We start from the raw sequence: 18,217 nt of genomic DNA on the forward strand, positions 1-18,217 counted from the left end.
ACTCCCCCTCAGCGCTCACTCTGCAGTTACACTTCGGGCATCAGGCATTTCATTGCATGTCTAAACCAAGTTTCGTGTCATCACAGTCCGAACAATGATATTCGTTTATGATATAATCCCTCCATTCTCCTTTTTTCCCTTACATTTGGTCATATGTTCATGTACATATAGTTCGGGACGGTTTTTCGGCGAAATAAGGCGTATGCCTCATCACTCAATTTGTTTCTTTTCAAACAATGAAACTAAGAAAAAAAGAGAATGCCTCGCAAAAAGTTCAGCAACTTTCGGAAGCATCCTCGATCTGGATAAAATAAGATGTTATTTTAAAGAAAAACGGATAACTAACCCTCTTGAACCCTTGTCACATCAAGGGTTTTTTTCGTTTTAGGAATCATATTATAAACAATATTCAAAAGGACAGCGGTAAAACTGCCGGCGACGATTCCGTTTGTGGTCAAAAGATTTAAGTAAGACGGCAGGTGCTTAAACATATCAGGAACGACGGTTACGCCGAGTCCCAATCCGACGGAACACGCGACGATCAGAAGATTTTCCTGCTTTTTGAAGTCAATTTGGCTGAGCATTTTAATGCCGTAGGAAATGACCATGCCGAACATGGCCACCATCGCTCCGCCCAGTACCGAAGATGGGATGATAGTCGTGAAAGCTGCGATTTTCGGAAAAAGGCCGAAAACCATTAAAAGTCCGCCCGTAACAACGATGACCGCGTTTTTCTTAATTCCCGTCAGCTGCACGAGGCCGACGTTTTGGGAATAGGCCGTGTACGGAAATGCGTTGAAAATGCCGCTGATGAATACCGCAAGGCCTTCCGCGCGGTAGCCTTTTGCTAAATCACGTTCAGACAGGCGCCGGTTTGTCAGATCACCTAAAGCGAAATAGACGCCGGTTGATTCCACAAGGCTGACAATGGCAACGATGGACATCGTAATAATCGGTGCCGCATGAAATGTCGGCGTCCCAAAGTAAAACGGTTTAATCATTTGAATTGCGTCAGCGTTCGCCACATTGTCAAATTGCACTTTGCCCATAAAATAAGCAATGGCCGTCCCGATGACAATGCCGATTAAAATCGAAATGGATTTCAAAAATCCTTTTGTAAACCGATAAAGCAGCACGATGATGACAAGCACCGTAAATCCGAGGGCAAGGTTAGCCGGATCACCGAAATCCTTGCTGCCTTCCCCGCCGGCAATATGATTCATTGCAACCGGCATCAAGGTCATCCCGATAATCGTTACGACAGATCCGGTTACAACGGGCGGAAAAAAAGCGACGAGCTTGCCGAAGAAAAAAGACAGCAGAATGACAAGCAGACCCGATGCCAAAATGCTTCCGTAAATGGCAGAAATCCCGTACTCCTTGCCGATGGAAATAATCGGAGCCACCGCGGTGAACGTACAGCCGAGCACAACGGGCAGGCCGATGCCGAAATATTTATTTCTCCACACTTGAAGCAGCGTTGCCGCCCCGCACATAAAAATGTCAATTGAAACGAGGTATGTCAGCTGTTCTGCATTCAGTCCCAGCGCCGCTCCTACAATTAAGGGAACGACAACGGCGCCGGCATACATGGCAAGGACATGCTGGATACCGAGGGAAAGAGTTTTGGCATAGCTGTTTTTCATGAACGGACCTCCTGTACAAATGTCACTTTTCCGTCTTTAAGCGATTGAATTCTCGCCAGTGATTCGACACGGCATCCTTTTTTCACCAGTCCGTCTCTTCCCGGCTGAAATGACTTTTCAATGACAATGCCGATCCCGCAAACTGCTGCGCCTGCTTGTTTTACGATGGATAAAAGCCCTTCTGCCGCCTGTCCGTTCGCTAAAAAGTCGTCAATGATTAACACGCGGTCATCTTTAGAAAGATGACTGCCTGAGACGGCAATCTGACTTTCTGTTTTTTTCGTAAAAGAATAAACGGACGCCGTCAGCAGATCATCCGTTAACGTGAGAGACTTCCTTTTTCTCGCAAAAATGACGGGAACGCCGAGTTCAAGGCCGGCCATCACCGCAGGCGCAATGCCCGAAGATTCAATTGTGACGATTTTTGTGATACCGTCTTTTTCAAAACGGCGCGCAAATTCCCGGCCGATCTTCTGCATAAGAACCGGATCAATTTGATGGTTTAAAAAAGAATCCACTTTCAGCACTTGGTCAGAAAGAACGATTCCGTCTTCTTCTATTTTTCGTTTTAATGCTTCCACAATGATTACCCCCGCTTATAGAAAATAAAAAAGCATTGCCCGCTCTCAATAAAAAGAGCAAGCAATGCCGAATGTCTACACGTAACGGCCGAATAAAAGCCGTTCCATTGCTCACTCATAGTCGGACATTTACGGTGACCGGTAGAAACTTGCGTGCCATATCCACGCGATTATATGAGTGTTCATATGATATTAATCAAATTATAACAAGACCCGCTTATTTTGCATAGAGAAATTTAAACAATTACGAACTTTTTCCAGAGAATCCGCCTTCATTATTCGTCTTTTAGAAAAACACCCGGTATACACCGGGTGTTTCGTTTATAGAAATAAATTCGAATATTTGCCGACAAGATACTCAATGAGGTATTGAACGTTCAGCTCTTCTCCCGTTGCATCTTTAATAATGTCAAGCGGCAGCTTGCGTCTTCCGTGCTGATGAACCTTTTCTGTCAGCCATTGTTTGATCGGCTCAAAATCGCCCCGTTCGATTAATTGATCAAATTCAGGCAGATCGTCAAGCATGGTATTCTTCAGCTGAGCCGCATACATATATCCGAGCGCATAGGAAGGGAAATAACCGAAATCTCCGCCAGCCCAATGAACGTCCTGCAAAATACCTTTTGCATCAGATGGCGGCGTAATGCCTAAATAATCATGATATTTTTGATTCCACAATGCAGGCAGTTCCTCCACTGACACTTCATTACTGAAAATCGCTTTTTCAATTTCATAACGGATAATAATGTGAAGCGGGTACGTCAGCTCATCCGCTTCAATTCGGATAAAGGAGGGTTTCGCCTCGTTGACGGCGCGTACAAAATCCTCTCTTTTTACATCTTGAAATTGATCAGGCGAAGCCTCAATCATTTTTTCATAATATGCGGTCCAGAAATGTTGATTTCTGCCGATAAAATTTTCATAAAATAACGATTGGGATTCATGAATTCCCATGGATGCACCGTCAGATAAATTTGTCCCGCTCAGCGCTTCGTCAATATTCTGCTCGTAGATTGCATGCCCGCATTCATGAATCGTTCCGAAAATCGCGGTGCGGAAATCGTTTTCGTCATATCTGGTCGTCACCCGCACATCGCCGCGGTTGATTGTCGTCATAAACGGATGCACCGTCTCATCCAGGCGGCCGCCGTCAAACTCATACCCGAGTTCTTTTAAGAAGTACAAGGAGAGATCTCTTTGTTTTTCTTTCGGAAACGTTTTTGTTATAAAGGCAGTGTCCGGTTTATTGCCGGATGCCGTCACTTTTTTGACTAAGGGAATGATCGCTTCCTTCAATTCAGAAAACAGCTGATCCAGCACCTTTACCGTAACACCCGGTTCGAAAATATCGAGCAATGCGTTGTACGGATGATCCTCATAGCCCCAATAAGAAATAAACCGCTTATTAAAATCAATCAGCTTCTCAAGGTAAGGAGCAAACATGGAGAAATCGGAGGCCGCCCTTGCTTCCTCCCAAGCCGTTTCAGCTTTTGATGTCAAAATGACGTATTCTTTATACTCTTCTTCAGGAATTTTTTTATTTTGGTCATAATCTTTTTTTGCCAGTTCCGCCGCTTTCACTGTATCTTCAGAGAGCTCTTTTGCATGCGCGAGAAGGATGTCAATCAGCTCTTTCATCCGGTCGGATGTCTGGATTTGAAAAACGTCAGCCGACAGCTGTCCGATGCTTTCCGCACGGTCATCGGAGCCTTTTTTCGGGGCTCCCGTCCTTGAATCCCAATGCATAAGCGCAATGGCTTCTTCATAATGGGATACTCTTTTTAACAGATCAAAAAACTCTTTTTCATATGTATGTATATCCATATCCGTTCCCTCCCTTTTCACTATCAATTACAGGCTAATGGAACGCTGTGATAAAGTCAACTTGTTGGTTTTCCAGAATTTAAAAAAGCCGCAGGATAAAAATCCTGCAGCATTTGTTTTTATACGATTTTCGGTGTAACAGGCAAGACCTTTTTGATCTCGGACAAGACCCGTTCACTTTCTCCGCCCGCATAAATAGATATGGTTCCGCTGTCCTGATTGGAGCGGATCAGGCGGCCGATTCCCTGCCGGACTCTCAGCAGCATGTACGGCAGATCAACCTCTTCAAATGGATCTTTTTTCGCCCCGTTCCGCTTTGCGGTAAACACGGGGTCATGAGGCGGATACGGCAATGCCCAAATGGTCACATTTCGAAGCGAGTCACCCGGAATGTCAAGACCTTCCCATAAGTGGACGGAACAAAGCACGGATTTTTCATCCCGCTGGAATTTTTCGACCAGATTACTGATCTCTTCGTCACCTTCGTAATATATCGGATACGGCAGCTCCCATGCGGCAGCCTGTTCTTTAAATTCCTTCATGTCTTCAAAGGAAGGGAAAAGAACGAGGGTGCGGCCTTCATTCTCCTTAATCGTATCAATCGTCCGGGCTGTTTTCTGCTCAGACGTCATATCACCGTGAAGAGAAACTGACATTTGCTCCTCGTAATCGTACGGTGACTCAACAGTAAATGATAAAGGATCGCGGATTCCGAGACTGTCTGCAATATAATCAAATGAACCGCCCTCAGAAAGAGTGGCTGATGAGAAAATATAAGGGATCTTTTTAGAGAAGACCTTTTCTCCAAGCACTTCGGCTACAGTTCTCGGCATAACGACAAATGTTGAGTCCGTATCCTGCGTTTCAAGCCAGCTGATGGCGTCCTTTTGATACAGTGAAAGGGAATATGCCATTTGTTCGACGTATTCTTCTACGACTGACAGCTCGTACTTATCGATCGTATACATTTCCGATTCAAATACGAGCGCTTCGCCGATTTTATCGAGCAGACGGCACAGTTCATCAGCTGCACGCTTCACGCGCTGGTCGTTTTGGATGTCCAATCGGTGAGAGCCGGCGATTTCCTTCGATTCCTCTGAAAGCACGTAGAAAAACTCATCGTTTGCAGCAAGGGAATCTTCAATCAGTTCGGCAAATTCTTCTCTGATGTCATTTTGAAGCAGGCGCTCTAAAAACAGCTCAAGCGTCGATTGCTTTACGCGATAGGTTAACGCTTTTTGCGCGGCGAATTCCAGAAGATGCCCTTCATCAAACACGACGGCGCTGTGATCCGGCAAAAGCGGCAGCTGCCCTTCCCTCTTGCGTGATTCTTCCGTCCATACATGTTCCATGTAAAAATCATGGGAGCAAACGATCAGGTCCGTTGATTTTCTGTAATGATCTCTTGAAAGGGTTAAACCGCATCTATGTCTCATATCACATGTTAAACAATCCTGGAAGGAATCATAGCTTACGCTTGACCACTCTTCATTCGTCAGATCAGCGTACTGCTTGCGGTCTCCGTACGGATAAAAGCGCTGCATCGCTTGTGACTCGTGCACGAATGAAGGCAGCGACTCATAAAGATCCAGCCACTTTTCATCATCAGAACGCTGCATCGTTTTTTCAAGCTTTTTCAGACACAGGTACTGCTCGTGGGATTTTGACAGCCGAGTATCAATCTGTAAATCCAAATGCTCTGTCAGCTTGGAAATGTCGCCTTCTTTTTTGACAAGCTGTTCAATTAACGTTTCATCGGCGCATGCAATAATCGCCGGTTTCCCCGTATATCTGGCATAGCTGATGGCAAACAGCAGATACACCAGCGTTTTCCCCGTACCGACTCCTGCCTCAGCGAACATGACCTTTTTTTCTTTAAATGCCCGTTCAAGCTGAAACGCCATAAATACCTGTTCATCCCGAAGGTCAAAGCCTTTTTCGGGAAGGATATCGTAAAACACGTCACCAATCCAATTGTTCAATTCTTCGTAAAAATTCTTTTCTTTTGTTAAAGCAAAAGGCAAACGTGATGTTGTCACCCAACTCCAACCCCTAACTATTCGGCATTCAGACCATCTATAATATCATTTAACCCTTTTCAATACAACAAAAAAACTTGGCCGCGCCAAGTTTTTTGATTTTTATTTCCGATTAAAGATATGCGAACATAAAAACGGATGGTCTGTTGAATGTGTATGTTTTACTGCATTTTCAAGATCTTCCTGTGCGTGAGTCATGGCGGAAGGATCGAACTCCGCTCCAACTTCCTGCAGCTGGGAAGAAGTTGCGGCCAGCGCCTTTTGTATCTTACTGAAGTGCTCGCTGTTCAGCATAAAATAGATCACCTCTCAAATAGAAATAATCATCATTCTATGCCGATGCTTCACTTTCTATACATGCTTCCTGAATGATTGGCACATGACCTGCACAAACTACAACAGATATTCGATCGAATATCCATCTTCACAAATTTATTCTATCCGGGAGTGATGGTTACATGAGTTATAAAGATCGATTAGATCAGCATTCTGAATTGTTTCATCACAATTGGACGCGGCCGAAACGCTCTAAATCGCAGGTGAACGGCCACACCGAAATGTCCCAGACCAACATTATTTTACGGAGCAATGCAAAAGCGCACCGCTGGTAATGGCAGAATAAATGTAAAGATGCCGGAGAAGACGCTGTTTCAGGCGTCTTCTCTTTGTTGCGGCTTTTTCCGCTGCGGCCTCACTTTAGCCCAGTACTGATAATAATCCGTTTTGATAAAACCGTTAAAGAGCTTGCGCTTTTTTGTCGCTTTTCTTCCGTAAACCTCTTCAAATTGTTCATTTGACGTTAACATGTAGATAGACCATGTATCAAGAGATTCAAATGCCCGGCCCATTTCTTTATACATCCGCTCGACTTCCTTTTTTTCGCCAAGCCGTTCGCCGTACGGAGGGTTTCCGACGATTACGCCGAATTCGAGTTTCGTCGTAAAATCCTGCACCCGCATTTGCTTGCATTCAATCAGGTCTCCAAGCCCCGCTTCTTCCGCGTTTTCTTTGGCGATGTTGACCATCCGGTGATCCACGTCACTGGCAAAAATCTGCAGCGGCTGATCATAATTCGCCTTTTCTTCCGCTTCAAGACGCGCTTTGTCCCACAGTTCTTTTCCGATCCATTCCCAGTCTTCCGAAACAAAATCACGATTAAATCCGGGAGCAATGTTTTGCCCGATTAAGGCGGCTTCAATCGCGATCGTGCCGGAACCGCAGAACGGATCGACGAACGGACGGTCAGGCGTCCAGTTGGTTAACAGAACTAAAGCGGCAGCGAGCGTTTCTTTTATCGGGGCTCCGCCCTGGTCAACCCTGTATCCCCGTTTATGAAGGCCTGTTCCCGATGAATCCAGCGTGATGACAGCTTTATCTTTTAAAAGCGAAATCTCCACCTTGTACTCGGGACCTGTTTCTTCAATCCATTCATTTTGTTTTCTTGATTGCAGTTTCAGCTTTTCCGCTATCGCCTTTTTGACGATCCTCTGGCAGTCAGGCACACTGGCAAGCACTGATTTCACGGACTTTCCGATAACGGGAAATTTTGCGTTTTCCGGAATGTATGCGCGCCAGTCAATCGCTTTTGTTTTTTCAAACAGCTCATCAAACGTTTTTGCCTGAAACTCGGCGACCTGTACTTTGATGCGGTCAGCCGTCCGCAGCCATAAGTTAGCGCGGCAGATCGCGAGCGCGTCCCCTTCAAATATGACTTTTCCGTTGTCTACTTTGCATTCATAGCCTAAATCACGCACTTCTTTGGCGACAATCGCTTCAATTCCCATCGGCGCCGTCGCGATTAGTGTGTACTTCTTCATCGTATCACCCTGTCTCTTTTCAGCTTTCATTTCATTCAAGATAAAAGCTCCCCTTTAAAGGAGAGCTCTAATTTGTCATATCAATAAATGTTTAACGTTCTGTAAGCCATGTTTTGTTCCATCGTACTGCAATCGGCTCATCACCTCGTACTCAGGCGGCAATCATCTATCTACAGAAAGCATTCTGTCCTTCTATCTGTTCAGTTCCTTCAAGAAGGTTCCCCTACCAAAATTTGGGTTTCTCGCTCGAGGGGTTTACCGCGTTCCACTCTCAACATTTCTGATGAGACTTCGTCACTGTGGCACTTTCAAGGATACTCAGCCATATCCGGAGACTTAGGCTTTTTTCCTGCCGTCAGCCTATCAAGACTGCCCTAGCTTATTTCTTCGCTAGGCACGAACACTACGGGCATCTCAGCACCGTGCGAGCATGGACTTTCCTCTACAGATTCAAAGATCTGCAGCGATTACCCGAACGTTAAGAACACTTGTTCATTATAAAGCAACTTGTCTCATTTGACAAGTGCATCTGTCTTATTCGTCGTAAAGCTTGCTGCCGAATACATGTTTCTCAAGGTTGGACAGCCTTTTCAGAATGTCAAAGTTGGTCGTATTCGACTGCACCGGCTGTTTTTTGCTTGCTTCTTCAAGCTGTTTTTTCAGCTGCAGATTTTCCTGCTGAAGTTCTTCAATTTCTTGATGGAAGGTTTCATAATCCTTAATAATCATATCTAAAAATTTGTCAACGTCTTCTTGTCTGTAACCTCTAACGCCTGTTTTAAATTCTTTTTCCAAAATGTCTTTCGCAGAAAGCTTTACTTTATCAGCAAGCATCTTTTTCACCTCGTATCGTGAATCATCATGTTATATTTTATTCAGAAACACGTCCCGTTGTCAAATGTTCTCTGACATGTTATGTAAAGAAGTCTTCTTCTTCAACGGCAGCCCGGAGATCGTCCATCGTAATCGAATAAATCGGATAACCGTCTTTTTCACGGCGTTTTTCCGCCTGCTGCAGCATATATTTCGGCGATCCTTCCATTTCAGGATCATATAAAAGCAAAAGCGCATCTGACTTTTCAATAAAAAACGCGTTTTTCTGCCGGAATTGAAGCGGGCTTTCATATGGCCGATGCGTCAGGCTCTCTTCATAATCTGCCTGTGCAAGCACAGATTCATACATTTCTTTATTCGGTTCCTTCCACTTTTCTTCCTGGCCGTAGAACGGCGTGATTACAGCAACCTTTAATTCCGGATACTCTTCCCTGAGATCGTACGCCGTTTCTGCCGCCCATAGTTCCGTCCCCAGCTGTCCCGATATGAGAATCCATTCTAAGCCTTCGTCAAGAAAGCTTCTGAGTCTGGCTTCTATCGCCTTTTTTATATAAACAAGCGCCCGGTCATCATGTTTAAAGATACCGAGTTCAAACGGCTTGTACCCCGTTACGGCTAATACTTTCAATTGATCACCTGCTTTAAAAAATGGGGCTCCCATCGGGCCCCATTTTGATTTGCTGATATCCTTACCGACCATGCTTAAACGTTCAATACTAATGATCGCAGCAAGGGCTTCCGCACTGAAAATGCTGGTGAGTTGTCGGGTCAACATTTGAAAAAGTGTGCGGAAAGTAATGAACGTGCTCAAAGTTGTGGTGATTTACGTTAGTTGTATGTTGCGGATGAATATGCGGCACAACCGTGTTAGTAAAACAATGGTGTTCACAGCAATTAGTCGGATGAACAATCGGCGGCATTACGTTTGGTCTGCAGCAATGATGATGATGATGGAACATGCTAAATCCCCTCTCCATTAACTTTTATTACACTGTTAGGTTATGAAGATAAGCGGGTGCATGTTCTAATTCAATCACCCAATTTAGAAGTGCATCAGCAGACTGTCTTTAAAATTCGAAAATACAAACGCAATCAAAAAAACCACGACAAAGAACAAGTAAAAAACACCTTTATACATACCAACTCTCCCCTATAAATAACTAACGCTATTTTACAGGATGCGGCACCATTCTACAACAAAATCGATGCTGATTCAGAAAAAAATATTTTTGGCGAAACAGCTCGGCTTTTGCGCTTTCCCGGGCAATATTTCAAGAGGAATATTTCCTCTTCAGCCGGGCAATTCTTACATGGAGTTTCTCAGCTTCTTTTTCCGATATTTCCCCGTCTTTTGCGGCCAGCTGCGCGGCCTGCAGAGCTTTTTTGAAATCTTTTGCATGATGCTCAAAATAGATCGCCAGCTCAACCGCTGATTGATGTCTGCATATGTGAAGATCTGAGCCCGTCAGTTTCTCCCAAAGGGGCACGGCGTCTTGCCTGCGGTTTTGTTTTTTATAAAGCATTGCTAAATCAAAAAGGGCCCGATCCGAATCTTCAAAGGCTTTGCCTTGCAGCGCTTCCAGCTGTGAAACAGCCCGATCGGTTTCTTTATGGGCGATAAACCACTTCGCCATGGCGTAGGCTTCCTGATGTTCCGACGTCTGATCAGCGGATGCAAAAATCTTTTTTGACATATGGATGTATAGAGCAATAAGGGAGAGCACGTCTTGTTCATTATGCAGGAGCACTCCCTTTAAAAGATCGGGATCCTCCGCCTTTAAAAATTGGAAATACAGCATCGGCGCCAAATACCCGGGCGTGTCTTCGTCCCTTTTAAAGGCAAGCTCTTCATTTTCAACCGCCGAAAGCGATACACGCTCCAGTTTATGTTTCCAAAGCCGTCTCGCCCCGTGCAGAAGATCAAAGTGGCCGAATTCAGGAAGTTTCGGAAGTCTGTCCCGCAGCAATGTGTGTCTTGTTTTGACCTGAGGCCAATCAAAGGCTTTGCCGTTATACGTAACAAGGGACGTAATGTCAACCTCACTTAAAAAGCTTTGGTAAAGAGCCGCCTCGTTCCCCGGCTTGGGAAGCAGATGCTGTTTGACTGTGACACGGTCTTCATATACCCTCGCATGACCGAGCAAAAAAATCATATTGCCGGCCCCGCCGCCAAGTCCGGTCGTTTCAGTATCAAAGAAAAACAGCTGGCTCTTTTCGTATCCTTCGGCTGATAAAGTATGCGTCAAACCGCCTTTATTCCATAACGCCATGACGTCATCAAGTTCACTGAAGCTGTACCGTCCGTGGCGGTGCGAAAGCGGATAAACGGTTTCGCGGATAAGACAGTATTCATCTTCAAAGAAGAAAGGTTTAACTCCGAATGCCTCCCATTCTTCTTTAAACGGGACTTCAATATCCGGGTCCGAAAGCGAAGAAGCAGCAGGCTTTATTTCAGCTTCCGGAATATTCAGGTGGTTTTTCATCCGCTTTAATTTATTTTTCAAGGACATCTTTCGTCCCCCTTTTCTTTTACACGTAATTCAAGAGCCGGAGAATCGCTTTTTTTGCATCTATTCCCTCTATTTCGGAGCCGATGCAGGAAGGACATCCGTCTTGACATGGACATTGTCTGATCAGACGCATAGCCCCTTCATTGATTTCATCAAATCGTTTATATACTTCATCAGCAAGTCCGATTCCGCCCGGATAATGATCATACAGAAAGATTGTCGGCAGTCCCGTATGAGCCGCTTTGATCTGCGGCACGACATGCACGTCATTTCGGTCGCACATGACGTATACAGGCACGATATGCTGCAGGACGTGAGCAATGCCTAAAAGCAGCTGCTCAAGCGTTTTTTCGCCGATCTCAGAATCCGTCTCTTTTAATTCAAGCCAGGCTGCACTTGTATGCAGCTCTTCTTCAGGAAGATGAATCGGTCCTGATCCTATATTTTCAAATGTCGTCATTTTTATTTTTTTAAATATCGTCGGAAGGGCATTCACGGTCACGTCCCCGAAATGGATGGCCGTTTTCCTTCTGCTGTCCGTTCTGTCGATTTCCAGCACTTTCAGCTGCACCGCTAAATTGGCATCCGTATAATATTCGACATCGACTTTTCGCACGTATGCTTTTTTGTGCTCCCAATCAAGCTTTTCAACCTGATACTGCACCCCTTCATGAAGATAAATCGCTTCATCGTGAAGAAGCGTCATCGCGCTGAAGCGGTCCATTTCTCCGATAATTTTCACATCGGCCGTCTCTGATTGGTCCACGATGACCACGTTTTCCTGCGAGGCCGAACGAAGACTGATGTTTGAAGCGGGAAATGAATCGCTCGCCCAGTGATATCGTTCACGATTTTCATGAAGCACCCCTTCTTCTTCTAAATACTCGAGAATGTCTTTTGCCTCATTTTCTCCGAATGTTTCCTCGGCTCTGAAAGGCAGCTCATACGCCGCGCATTTCAGATGATCGACCAGTATAATGAGGTTATCAGGATTAATCCGTGCAGATTCAGGCGAGCGTTTAAAGAAATAATCAGGGTGGCGCACAATATATTGGTCAATCGGATCAGAGTTCGCGACCATCACAATCAGCGCCTCCCCCTGCCGCCGTCCGGCCCGGCCCGCCTGCTGCCACGCGCTCGCAACACTGCCCGGGTATCCCGTCATCACGCAGACCTGAAGCTGGCCGATATCAACGCCGAGCTCCAGCGCATTTGTGCTGACAACACCGAGAATACTGCCGTCTCTTAATCCCCGCTCTATTTCTCTTCTTTCTTTCGGAAGATATCCGCCGCGATAGCCTCTGACAGACTTCGCGCCGATTTCTTTTTTTACGATTTCCTGAATGTGGCTTAAAATAATTTCAACCCTTACGCGGCTTCTTGCAAAAACAATCGTCTGGATCTTATTTTTCAGAAATGTTTTGGCTAGCTCGTTCACTTCCACGGTGGCGCTTTTCCGAATATGCAGCGGTTTATTCACAATCGGCGGATTGTAGAAAGCAAAGTGCTTTCTTCCGCTTGGAGCGCCGTTGTCGTCAATCAGCCTGACAGGATTTCCTGTCAGCTGCTCCGCCAATTCCCTCGGATTGGCGATTGTTGCGGATGTGCAGATAAATAACGGCGTGCTTCCGTAAAAGGCGCAGATTCTCATTAAGCGGCGGATGACGTTTGCCACATGGCTGCCGAATACGCCGCGATACGTATGTAATTCATCAATGACGATATATTTCAGGTTTTCAAACAGACTCACCCATTTTGTATGATGGGGAAGAATGGCTGAATGAAGCATATCGGGATTTGTAATCACAATGTGTCCGGCCTTTCTGACCTTCTGCCTGATGGCCGGAGAGGTATCGCCGTCGTAAGTAAAACTTTTGATGTCCATGCCCATCTCATCTATGATTTCGTTCAGTTCGCTTTTTTGATCCTGCGCAAGCGCCTTTGTCGGAAATAAATAAAGCGCGCGGCTTGTGGAATCTTCCGCAATAGACTGGAGAACCGGAAGATTATAGCACAAAGTTTTTCCGGAGGCCGTCGGTGTGACGGCCACGATGCTTTCTCCGTTTTGAACCGTCCGGAAAGCGGAGTATTGATGGGTAAAGAGCCGTTCGATTCCCCTCTTTTCGAGAGCCGCCCGGATCTTCGGGTCTACTTGATCGGGCATTGGCATGGTTTTGGCCTCCCGCGGTTCCTCTTCATGCCAATGCACAATATTTTCGTGATCTTTTAATTCCTGAATCAGTTCGCTCAGTGATTTTTTCTTCATCGTTCACACCTCTTTATGAGGTACAGTTTACCGAATATTTGTTTGCCTGGCTAGATGAAAATACTTTACAAGAAAAAAAGCAGGGAATCAGCCCCTGCCTACTTCATTTTTATTGTAAAAAGCTCTGTTTGTCCTTTTTTCGCTTCATTTGCGCCTGCAAATTGCAAAGGCTCCGCGGCATCGCCGTTCATAATGACCATAGGGATGACGGTGCTGCTTGCTTTTTCTTTTATTAAATCCAGATCGCAGGTTAAAAGCAGGTCGCCTGTCTTGATTTTGTCCCCTTCTTTTACGTGTGCTTCAAAGCCTTCTCCGTTCATGTTGACGGTATCCAAACCGACATGTATCAAAAGTTCCGCTCCGGAAAGGGTGCGGATGCCGACTGCGTGTTTTGTATGAAACAGCTGAATCACTTCTCCCTCAGCCGGTGAAACAATATCTCCGTTTGCAGGTTCGATGGCGATCCCGTCCCCCATCATTTTTTGTGAAAATACGGGATCCGGCACTGAAGCCAAATCCATCACCGCTCCGTCAGCCGGAGAAAAAATCACTTCCTCAGCCGGCTTTTTCCGGCTGTCTCCCAATCCGAATAATTTTTTCAGCAATGTGTTGTGCTCCCCTTCCTAAATGTGAGTCCGTTACCAGTTTATTCTCCACTATTTAACCATACTTTCTTTTTTCCTTCAATTCTTAACCATACGGGATAACAGCGCATAGTCTGTTGTAAAAAGGCGGTGATCCTATGGAACAAAATGAAGACGATAAACGTTATTTGGAAAGAAATGAAGACATCCTCAGCCATGCGATGGATCAATTTTTTCACTCAGGCCCCTTCTCAGAATTGATGCAGGGTTTTCAGCATCTTGTCAATTCTGCTTTTACTGAAGCACAAGTAACGATTGACGTCAGAGAAGAGCCCTCGGGCCTTGCGGTTGACATCAGCGTCCCTCCGACGTTCCGTGACGGGGATATGCTGGTGGAAACGAAAGGGTGCTACCTCCACGTAACAATCCGGCACGATCACAAGCAAGCCCATTCATCCCATGTGTCTTCAAGCATGACAAGAACCGTCGTCCTCCCTTATGAGGTGCGTGAAGAAGATATGGAAACATCCTGGAATGAGCAGACGCTTACCATCTTTTTACCTAAAAAATAAGCATGAATGATAGATATCATTCATGCTTTTTATTTAAAGATACTGGTAAATCCTTTCACCAGCGATCCGACCTGGTTTACGGCGCTTACCATCTGCCCCGTCGTATCTATCATTTTATTAAAGTCAAACTGTCCATTTGTCTTTTTAAACTGGGAGAGTATCCCTGAGAATTGGGAAGGCTGCTGCTGATTCGGTCTGGGAACGGGGTAAGGATTCACAAATCCCGGCGGCCCCCCGGGCATGCCTGCCTGAGGCGGGGCGGGAGTGTACGGCTGCTGCATATGACCGTATTCCTGATTCGGATAAAATTGCGGCGGAAACTGCCCTTGCTGATGATACGGCGGCTGCTGCAATGGCTGCTGTATTTGCTGCGGATACGGCTGCGGCTGTAATGGCTGCATCTGCTGCTGATTCGGCTGCTGCAGCGGCTGTATCTGCTGCGGATAGAAATATCCCGCCGGCTGCTGGTACATATTTTGATACGGCTGCGCTCTCCATTGCATATGACATTCCCCCTGTGCCTCTCGCTTAGTTTCTTCTATATATGTATGAATCCCGCCTTGGTTATGTGCTTTCGGAAAGCCTCATCTTTGTCAAATGCTGTCGAAAGTCTTAATTTTTTAAAAACAGAAAAAAGTCGAATCGTTATGTTAACATAATCTCAACATACATGAGAGGGGATGCACCATTATGAACGTATCATACTTAAGAAAACGTTTTGCAGAAGTGAAAAAATATGAAACAGATTGTGCAGATAAACTGATGGACTTTGCCAAGTTCCTCTATATTCAAGGCCATCTCACCGCAACCGAATTTCGTAACAGTATGAAGGTTCTCGAAGCAAGTGGAGCAGAAAACCCGGCGTATGAATAACATACCCGACCCCTTTATATAAAAGAAGGCAGCTGTTTCAGCTGCCTTCTTTTTCAATTTCATCTCTCAATATACGAAGCGTATATAAAACAGATTCAGTTAGATCCTTGTACCTTTTTTTATGAATATGATGAACATATGATTGGAGGATCAGCTCTCCGAAATTTTCTGAAACGGCCTGAATTTGGGCGTGATGAACGTATTTCGGACGGTTTTCCTGAATAAACGCAAGCGCTGCTTCAGTCCAAATCGCGCAAAGCCGGTCTTTTTTTTCAACATCGGGTTTAATCACATCAAAAAAATCATATGAACGGCCGGTTTCTTTTCCTTCCTGATATCTTCTGTCGGCTTCAAGAGCCGCCTCTATCATTTGTACTGTCAGTTCCAATAACGACTGTGTCTGCAAACGGACTCACCTCAGTACATATCGTACCAAAGTTTTCACATAAAATCAGCTGATCCGGCAGGCTCTCGGCAAATCCTTTTTACGACGGTCAGTCAAAAACAGATCATCAATACAAACATGAAGCTCGCGGACCTCTTCTTCAATGCGGGCAAGCCGGTCCTGCCTGATTTCTTCAGCTTCCGCCTGACAGGACTTAACTGCCTGTGTAAGCGTCTTTTCAGCGGCAGAAATCCGGACTTCGATATCAGAAAGCAGACGGAGAATATCAGCCTTACTCGTGTAAACAGACATTCATGTTCCTCCCTTTTGTCACTTGCGTCTCTCCTGATATAATTCTCGTTTTCATACCGCTCTCCTCCGCACCTGACAAAACTAGAAGCAGTTCGGCAAACAAACAGAGATTAACCTAAAAGACGGACTTTTCGACAAAAAAGTGCCGCAAACTTTGTATGAACCGGCACGTTAATGCAAACGATACAGTTGAGGAGGTGCCGTATGAAAACGAGACCGAAAAATGCAGGTAAACAGCAAAAAAACGAATCAAAAACGACTGATACGCTTGATAAAAAATTAGGCGGCCCAAACCGCCCTTCTACGTAAGACACCGCCCGAAACCGCAGCGAACGGTTTCGGGCTTTTTATTTTTTAAGCCACTCTTTAACCGCGAAAAGCGCGTGAAGCTCCCGCCTTTTCTGTAAATACCAGTCCGTCAGTTCAAGCTGTTTCGGCATTTTCTCCTGTAAAAAAGCCCCTTTCCTTAACCTTTTTTGAAACCAATCCGCCTTTTTGCCGTCTAATGAGTGGGCAACAATCGGATAAGTTGTCCTCAGCATCGGTGACGTTCTTTTTTTGATGCCGATCATTTTCTCCATATCAAAGCGCGAGCCGGTATGAGGAACGGTATCGAGAAAACGGTAAAAAGAAGCGTGAAGATCAGGACTGAACAAAAGACGGGCAAGCTGTTTTCCGAGCGTAATTCTTTCTTCTGTTTTTGAAAACCGTTTGACGGAAATTCCGTATAAACATCCGTCAAATGAGGGGAATATCACCGTGTTAAAGTGAAACCAATCACTTAAATAAAAAGGAATCGTACCAAAAACATTCTTTTTAAACGAAGGATTTTGTATAATAGGTGCTTGGATAGTGTTTTGTTCATTTATAATAAGAGCATACATGAGCCGTTCCGTATCTCCGTCACGCCAAAAGCGGAGCCATTCTTCCTGCATGAAAGCCGAGACGCGGAAATAAGGAAGATGACAGAAAAGAGGTTCGCCGATCTGTTTTGACCACTGGTAGATCAGAAGCTGAGGATAGGCATCAGAAAAAATCAGCCAATTCGCCCTTTCATACGAAAGGAAAAACCAGTTTTTCTGCCTGCTGTCAAGACCCTTCTGATAAAGGACGCCTCTTAAATCAGTCATCGACCAGCCCGCATTGCGGGACACAAAAGATGCCAAAAGCGGCCATTTGATTTCAGGATGGCGGTCATAATATGCTTTATAGGCATTTGTCCTAGAAATGTTATCGGCATTTTTTATTTTCGTCTCTTTTTCGATCTGATGAAGAATGGCGGTTACGGTCTGTCGTTTATGCACGTTCATTCACTTCCGTCACTATGAGTTTGATAAGGAGGATGGAAAAAGTGATTCGGTATCCGAATGGAAAAACTTTTCAGCCGAACAAAACGGTTTCATCCCAAAACAGCCAGAAACGGTCCCATTCATACAGTAATCGCGGCATGACCCTCGAAGACGACCTGAATGAAACGAATAAGTATTATCTGGCTAACCAAATTGCGGTCATTCACAAAAAGCCGACACCCGTCCAGATTGTAAACGTCCATTATCCGAAAAGAAGCGCCGCAGTCATTAAGGAGGCTTATTTTAAGCAGTCTTCGACAACCGATTACAATGGGATTTATAAAGGGCGCTACATTGATTTCGAAGCAAAAGAAACAAAAAACAAAACGGCATTTCCCCTGCAGAATTTTCATGACCATCAAATTGAGCACATGAAGCAGGTGGTCAGGCAAGACGGCATTTGTTTTGTTATTATATCCGCTTTCGAAAAGGTTTATTTCCTCGAGGCCGACAAGCTGTTTGTCTTTTGGGAGAGAAAGGAGAACAACGGCAGAAAGTCGATTCGCAAAGACGAATTAGAAGATGCTTCCTTTCCGATTTCCCTTGGATACTCACCGAGAATTGATTATATTAGTATTATTGAACAGCTTTATTTTTCGCAGGGACAGTAGACTGAGCGAAAGGT

The 18,217-nt window shown here is 45.1% G+C and carries 21 protein-coding genes, 1 other RNA gene, 1 pseudogene and 1 riboswitch; of the genes and pseudogenes, 5 read left to right on the forward strand and 18 right to left on the reverse strand.

Annotated elements, in window-relative coordinates:
* Positions 1–341 precede the first annotated feature (341 nt).
* The 5 genes from pbuX to AC1DN5_RS11315 all read right to left on the reverse strand — a co-directional run bounded on the left by pbuX (position 342) and on the right by AC1DN5_RS11315 (position 6,384).
* Complete coding sequence (pbuX, locus tag AC1DN5_RS11295) at positions 342–1,646, reverse strand: xanthine permease PbuX (protein WP_441397052.1); 1,305 nt, start codon at positions 1,644–1,646, stop codon at positions 342–344.
* On the reverse strand, positions 1,643–2,227 hold the full coding sequence (gene xpt, locus AC1DN5_RS11300; protein WP_016939048.1) for a xanthine phosphoribosyltransferase: 585 nt from the start codon (positions 2,225–2,227) through the stop codon (positions 1,643–1,645). The genes pbuX and xpt overlap by 4 nt, the downstream gene beginning before the upstream one ends.
* A gap of 98 nt (positions 2,228–2,325) precedes the next feature.
* A riboswitch (purine riboswitch) is annotated at positions 2,326–2,425 on the reverse strand.
* 123 nt (positions 2,426–2,548) lie between these two features.
* The gene (locus AC1DN5_RS11305; protein WP_045927222.1) at positions 2,549–4,051 is read right to left on the reverse strand and encodes a carboxypeptidase M32; all 1,503 of its coding nucleotides are present in this window, start codon (positions 4,049–4,051) and stop codon (positions 2,549–2,551) included.
* A gap of 119 nt (positions 4,052–4,170) precedes the next feature.
* Positions 4,171–6,090: an ATP-dependent DNA helicase gene (locus AC1DN5_RS11310; protein ID WP_047475750.1), complete on the reverse strand. Its 1,920-nt coding sequence runs from the start codon at positions 6,088–6,090 to the stop codon at positions 4,171–4,173.
* A gap of 102 nt (positions 6,091–6,192) precedes the next feature.
* Positions 6,193–6,384 (reverse strand): hypothetical protein, encoded by a 192-nt coding sequence (locus AC1DN5_RS11315; RefSeq protein ID WP_016939051.1) that lies wholly within the window; start codon positions 6,382–6,384, stop codon positions 6,193–6,195.
* A 164-nt stretch (positions 6,385–6,548) separates the two neighbouring features.
* Between AC1DN5_RS11315 and AC1DN5_RS11320 the strand changes: the two genes are divergently transcribed.
* Positions 6,549–6,701, forward strand: a complete 153-nt coding sequence (locus tag AC1DN5_RS11320; RefSeq protein ID WP_003153548.1) for a YpzG family protein — start codon at positions 6,549–6,551, stop codon at positions 6,699–6,701.
* Positions 6,702–6,740: 39 nt separating this feature from the next.
* On the opposite strand, the gene AC1DN5_RS11325 is transcribed toward AC1DN5_RS11320, so the two are convergent.
* From AC1DN5_RS11325 to AC1DN5_RS11365, 9 genes and pseudogenes are all read right to left on the reverse strand, one after another.
* Positions 6,741–7,907: a THUMP domain-containing class I SAM-dependent RNA methyltransferase gene (locus AC1DN5_RS11325; RefSeq protein ID WP_264820320.1), complete on the reverse strand. Its 1,167-nt coding sequence runs from the start codon at positions 7,905–7,907 to the stop codon at positions 6,741–6,743.
* A 97-nt stretch (positions 7,908–8,004) separates the two neighbouring features.
* An RNA gene (gene rnpB, locus AC1DN5_RS11330) (RNase P RNA component class B) lies at positions 8,005–8,386 on the reverse strand.
* A 55-nt stretch (positions 8,387–8,441) separates the two neighbouring features.
* Positions 8,442–8,741, reverse strand: coding sequence for a cell division regulator GpsB (gene gpsB / locus AC1DN5_RS11335; protein ID WP_003153541.1), 300 nt, complete (start codon positions 8,739–8,741; stop codon positions 8,442–8,444).
* A 79-nt stretch (positions 8,742–8,820) separates the two neighbouring features.
* Positions 8,821–9,369: an SLOG family protein gene (locus AC1DN5_RS11340; protein WP_029575374.1), complete on the reverse strand. Its 549-nt coding sequence runs from the start codon at positions 9,367–9,369 to the stop codon at positions 8,821–8,823.
* 88 nt (positions 9,370–9,457) lie between these two features.
* Complete coding sequence (cotD, locus tag AC1DN5_RS11345) at positions 9,458–9,700, reverse strand: spore coat protein CotD (RefSeq protein WP_076982573.1); 243 nt, start codon at positions 9,698–9,700, stop codon at positions 9,458–9,460.
* An 83-nt stretch (positions 9,701–9,783) separates the two neighbouring features.
* Positions 9,784–9,891 (reverse strand): annotated as a pseudogene (locus AC1DN5_RS11350) (hypothetical protein); the annotation flags it as partial.
* A 121-nt stretch (positions 9,892–10,012) separates the two neighbouring features.
* Positions 10,013–11,251: a ribonuclease H-like domain-containing protein gene (locus AC1DN5_RS11355; RefSeq protein WP_016939056.1), complete on the reverse strand. Its 1,239-nt coding sequence runs from the start codon at positions 11,249–11,251 to the stop codon at positions 10,013–10,015.
* A gap of 19 nt (positions 11,252–11,270) precedes the next feature.
* Complete coding sequence (locus AC1DN5_RS11360; RefSeq protein ID WP_099744189.1) at positions 11,271–13,517, reverse strand: DEAD/DEAH box helicase; 2,247 nt, start codon at positions 13,515–13,517, stop codon at positions 11,271–11,273.
* 98 nt (positions 13,518–13,615) lie between these two features.
* Positions 13,616–14,122 (reverse strand): PTS sugar transporter subunit IIA, encoded by a 507-nt coding sequence (locus tag AC1DN5_RS11365; protein ID WP_016939058.1) that lies wholly within the window; start codon positions 14,120–14,122, stop codon positions 13,616–13,618.
* A gap of 137 nt (positions 14,123–14,259) precedes the next feature.
* Here AC1DN5_RS11365 and AC1DN5_RS11370 point away from each other — a divergent pair, with 137 nt between their 5' ends.
* Positions 14,260–14,673, forward strand: coding sequence for an Hsp20/alpha crystallin family protein (locus AC1DN5_RS11370; RefSeq protein ID WP_047475747.1), 414 nt, complete (start codon positions 14,260–14,262; stop codon positions 14,671–14,673).
* Positions 14,674–14,702: 29 nt separating this feature from the next.
* Here AC1DN5_RS11370 and AC1DN5_RS11375 read toward each other — a convergent pair whose 3' ends face one another.
* Positions 14,703–15,176 carry a YppG family protein gene (locus AC1DN5_RS11375; RefSeq protein WP_016939060.1) on the reverse strand — a complete coding sequence of 158 codons (474 nt, stop codon included), beginning with the start codon at positions 15,174–15,176 and terminating at the stop codon, positions 14,703–14,705.
* 187 nt (positions 15,177–15,363) lie between these two features.
* Between AC1DN5_RS11375 and AC1DN5_RS11380 the strand changes: the two genes are divergently transcribed.
* Complete coding sequence (locus tag AC1DN5_RS11380) at positions 15,364–15,546, forward strand: YppF family protein (RefSeq protein WP_003153532.1); 183 nt, start codon at positions 15,364–15,366, stop codon at positions 15,544–15,546.
* A gap of 37 nt (positions 15,547–15,583) precedes the next feature.
* On the opposite strand, the gene AC1DN5_RS11385 is transcribed toward AC1DN5_RS11380, so the two are convergent.
* Positions 15,584–15,952, reverse strand: a complete 369-nt coding sequence (locus AC1DN5_RS11385) for a YppE family protein (protein ID WP_264818748.1) — start codon at positions 15,950–15,952, stop codon at positions 15,584–15,586.
* A gap of 45 nt (positions 15,953–15,997) precedes the next feature.
* Positions 15,998–16,243: a DUF5446 family protein gene (locus AC1DN5_RS11390; RefSeq protein WP_064779090.1), complete on the reverse strand. Its 246-nt coding sequence runs from the start codon at positions 16,241–16,243 to the stop codon at positions 15,998–16,000.
* A gap of 204 nt (positions 16,244–16,447) precedes the next feature.
* Here AC1DN5_RS11390 and sspM point away from each other — a divergent pair, with 204 nt between their 5' ends.
* On the forward strand, positions 16,448–16,552 hold the full coding sequence (gene sspM / locus AC1DN5_RS11395; protein ID WP_016939063.1) for an acid-soluble spore protein SspM: 105 nt from the start codon (positions 16,448–16,450) through the stop codon (positions 16,550–16,552).
* 38 nt (positions 16,553–16,590) lie between these two features.
* Here the strand turns inward: sspM and AC1DN5_RS11400 are convergent, their stop codons facing one another.
* Positions 16,591–17,553: a DUF2515 domain-containing protein gene (locus AC1DN5_RS11400; RefSeq protein WP_366969230.1), complete on the reverse strand. Its 963-nt coding sequence runs from the start codon at positions 17,551–17,553 to the stop codon at positions 16,591–16,593.
* Between the two features lie 41 nt (positions 17,554–17,594).
* On the opposite strand from AC1DN5_RS11400, the gene recU reads away from it, so the two are divergent.
* Positions 17,595–18,203 carry a Holliday junction resolvase RecU gene (gene recU, locus AC1DN5_RS11405; protein WP_029575375.1) on the forward strand — a complete coding sequence of 203 codons (609 nt, stop codon included), beginning with the start codon at positions 17,595–17,597 and terminating at the stop codon, positions 18,201–18,203.
* Positions 18,204–18,217 lie beyond the last annotated feature (14 nt).

The organism is Bacillus sp. 01N42_2 (assembly GCF_056399565.1).

Bases quoted from the DNA above. Each gene is read 5' to 3' on its own strand.
- AC1DN5_RS11325 (WP_264820320.1), bottom strand. From the start codon at position 7,907: ATGAAGAAGTACACACTAATCGCGACGGCGCCGATGGGAATTGAAGCG.
- AC1DN5_RS11375 (WP_016939060.1), bottom strand. From the start codon at position 15,176: ATGCAATGGAGAGCGCAGCCGTATCAAAATATGTACCAGCAGCCGGCG.
- AC1DN5_RS11360 (WP_099744189.1), bottom strand. From the start codon at position 13,517: ATGAAGAAAAAATCACTGAGCGAACTGATTCAGGAATTAAAAGATCAC.
- AC1DN5_RS11370 (WP_047475747.1), top strand. From the start codon at position 14,260: ATGGAACAAAATGAAGACGATAAACGTTATTTGGAAAGAAATGAAGAC.
- AC1DN5_RS11390 (WP_064779090.1), bottom strand. From the start codon at position 16,243: ATGTCTGTTTACACGAGTAAGGCTGATATTCTCCGTCTGCTTTCTGAT.
- AC1DN5_RS11305 (WP_045927222.1), bottom strand. From the start codon at position 4,051: ATGGATATACATACATATGAAAAAGAGTTTTTTGATCTGTTAAAAAGA.
- AC1DN5_RS11355 (WP_016939056.1), bottom strand. From the start codon at position 11,251: ATGTCCTTGAAAAATAAATTAAAGCGGATGAAAAACCACCTGAATATT.
- sspM (WP_016939063.1), top strand. From the start codon at position 16,448: ATGAAAACGAGACCGAAAAATGCAGGTAAACAGCAAAAAAACGAATCA.
- AC1DN5_RS11320 (WP_003153548.1), top strand. From the start codon at position 6,549: ATGAGTTATAAAGATCGATTAGATCAGCATTCTGAATTGTTTCATCAC.
- cotD (WP_076982573.1), bottom strand. From the start codon at position 9,700: ATGTTCCATCATCATCATCATTGCTGCAGACCAAACGTAATGCCGCCG.
- AC1DN5_RS11380 (WP_003153532.1), top strand. From the start codon at position 15,364: ATGAACGTATCATACTTAAGAAAACGTTTTGCAGAAGTGAAAAAATAT.
- AC1DN5_RS11315 (WP_016939051.1), bottom strand. From the start codon at position 6,384: ATGCTGAACAGCGAGCACTTCAGTAAGATACAAAAGGCGCTGGCCGCA.
- AC1DN5_RS11400 (WP_366969230.1), bottom strand. From the start codon at position 17,553: ATGAACGTGCATAAACGACAGACCGTAACCGCCATTCTTCATCAGATC.
- gpsB (WP_003153541.1), bottom strand. From the start codon at position 8,741: ATGCTTGCTGATAAAGTAAAGCTTTCTGCGAAAGACATTTTGGAAAAA.
- pbuX (WP_441397052.1), bottom strand. From the start codon at position 1,646: ATGAAAAACAGCTATGCCAAAACTCTTTCCCTCGGTATCCAGCATGTC.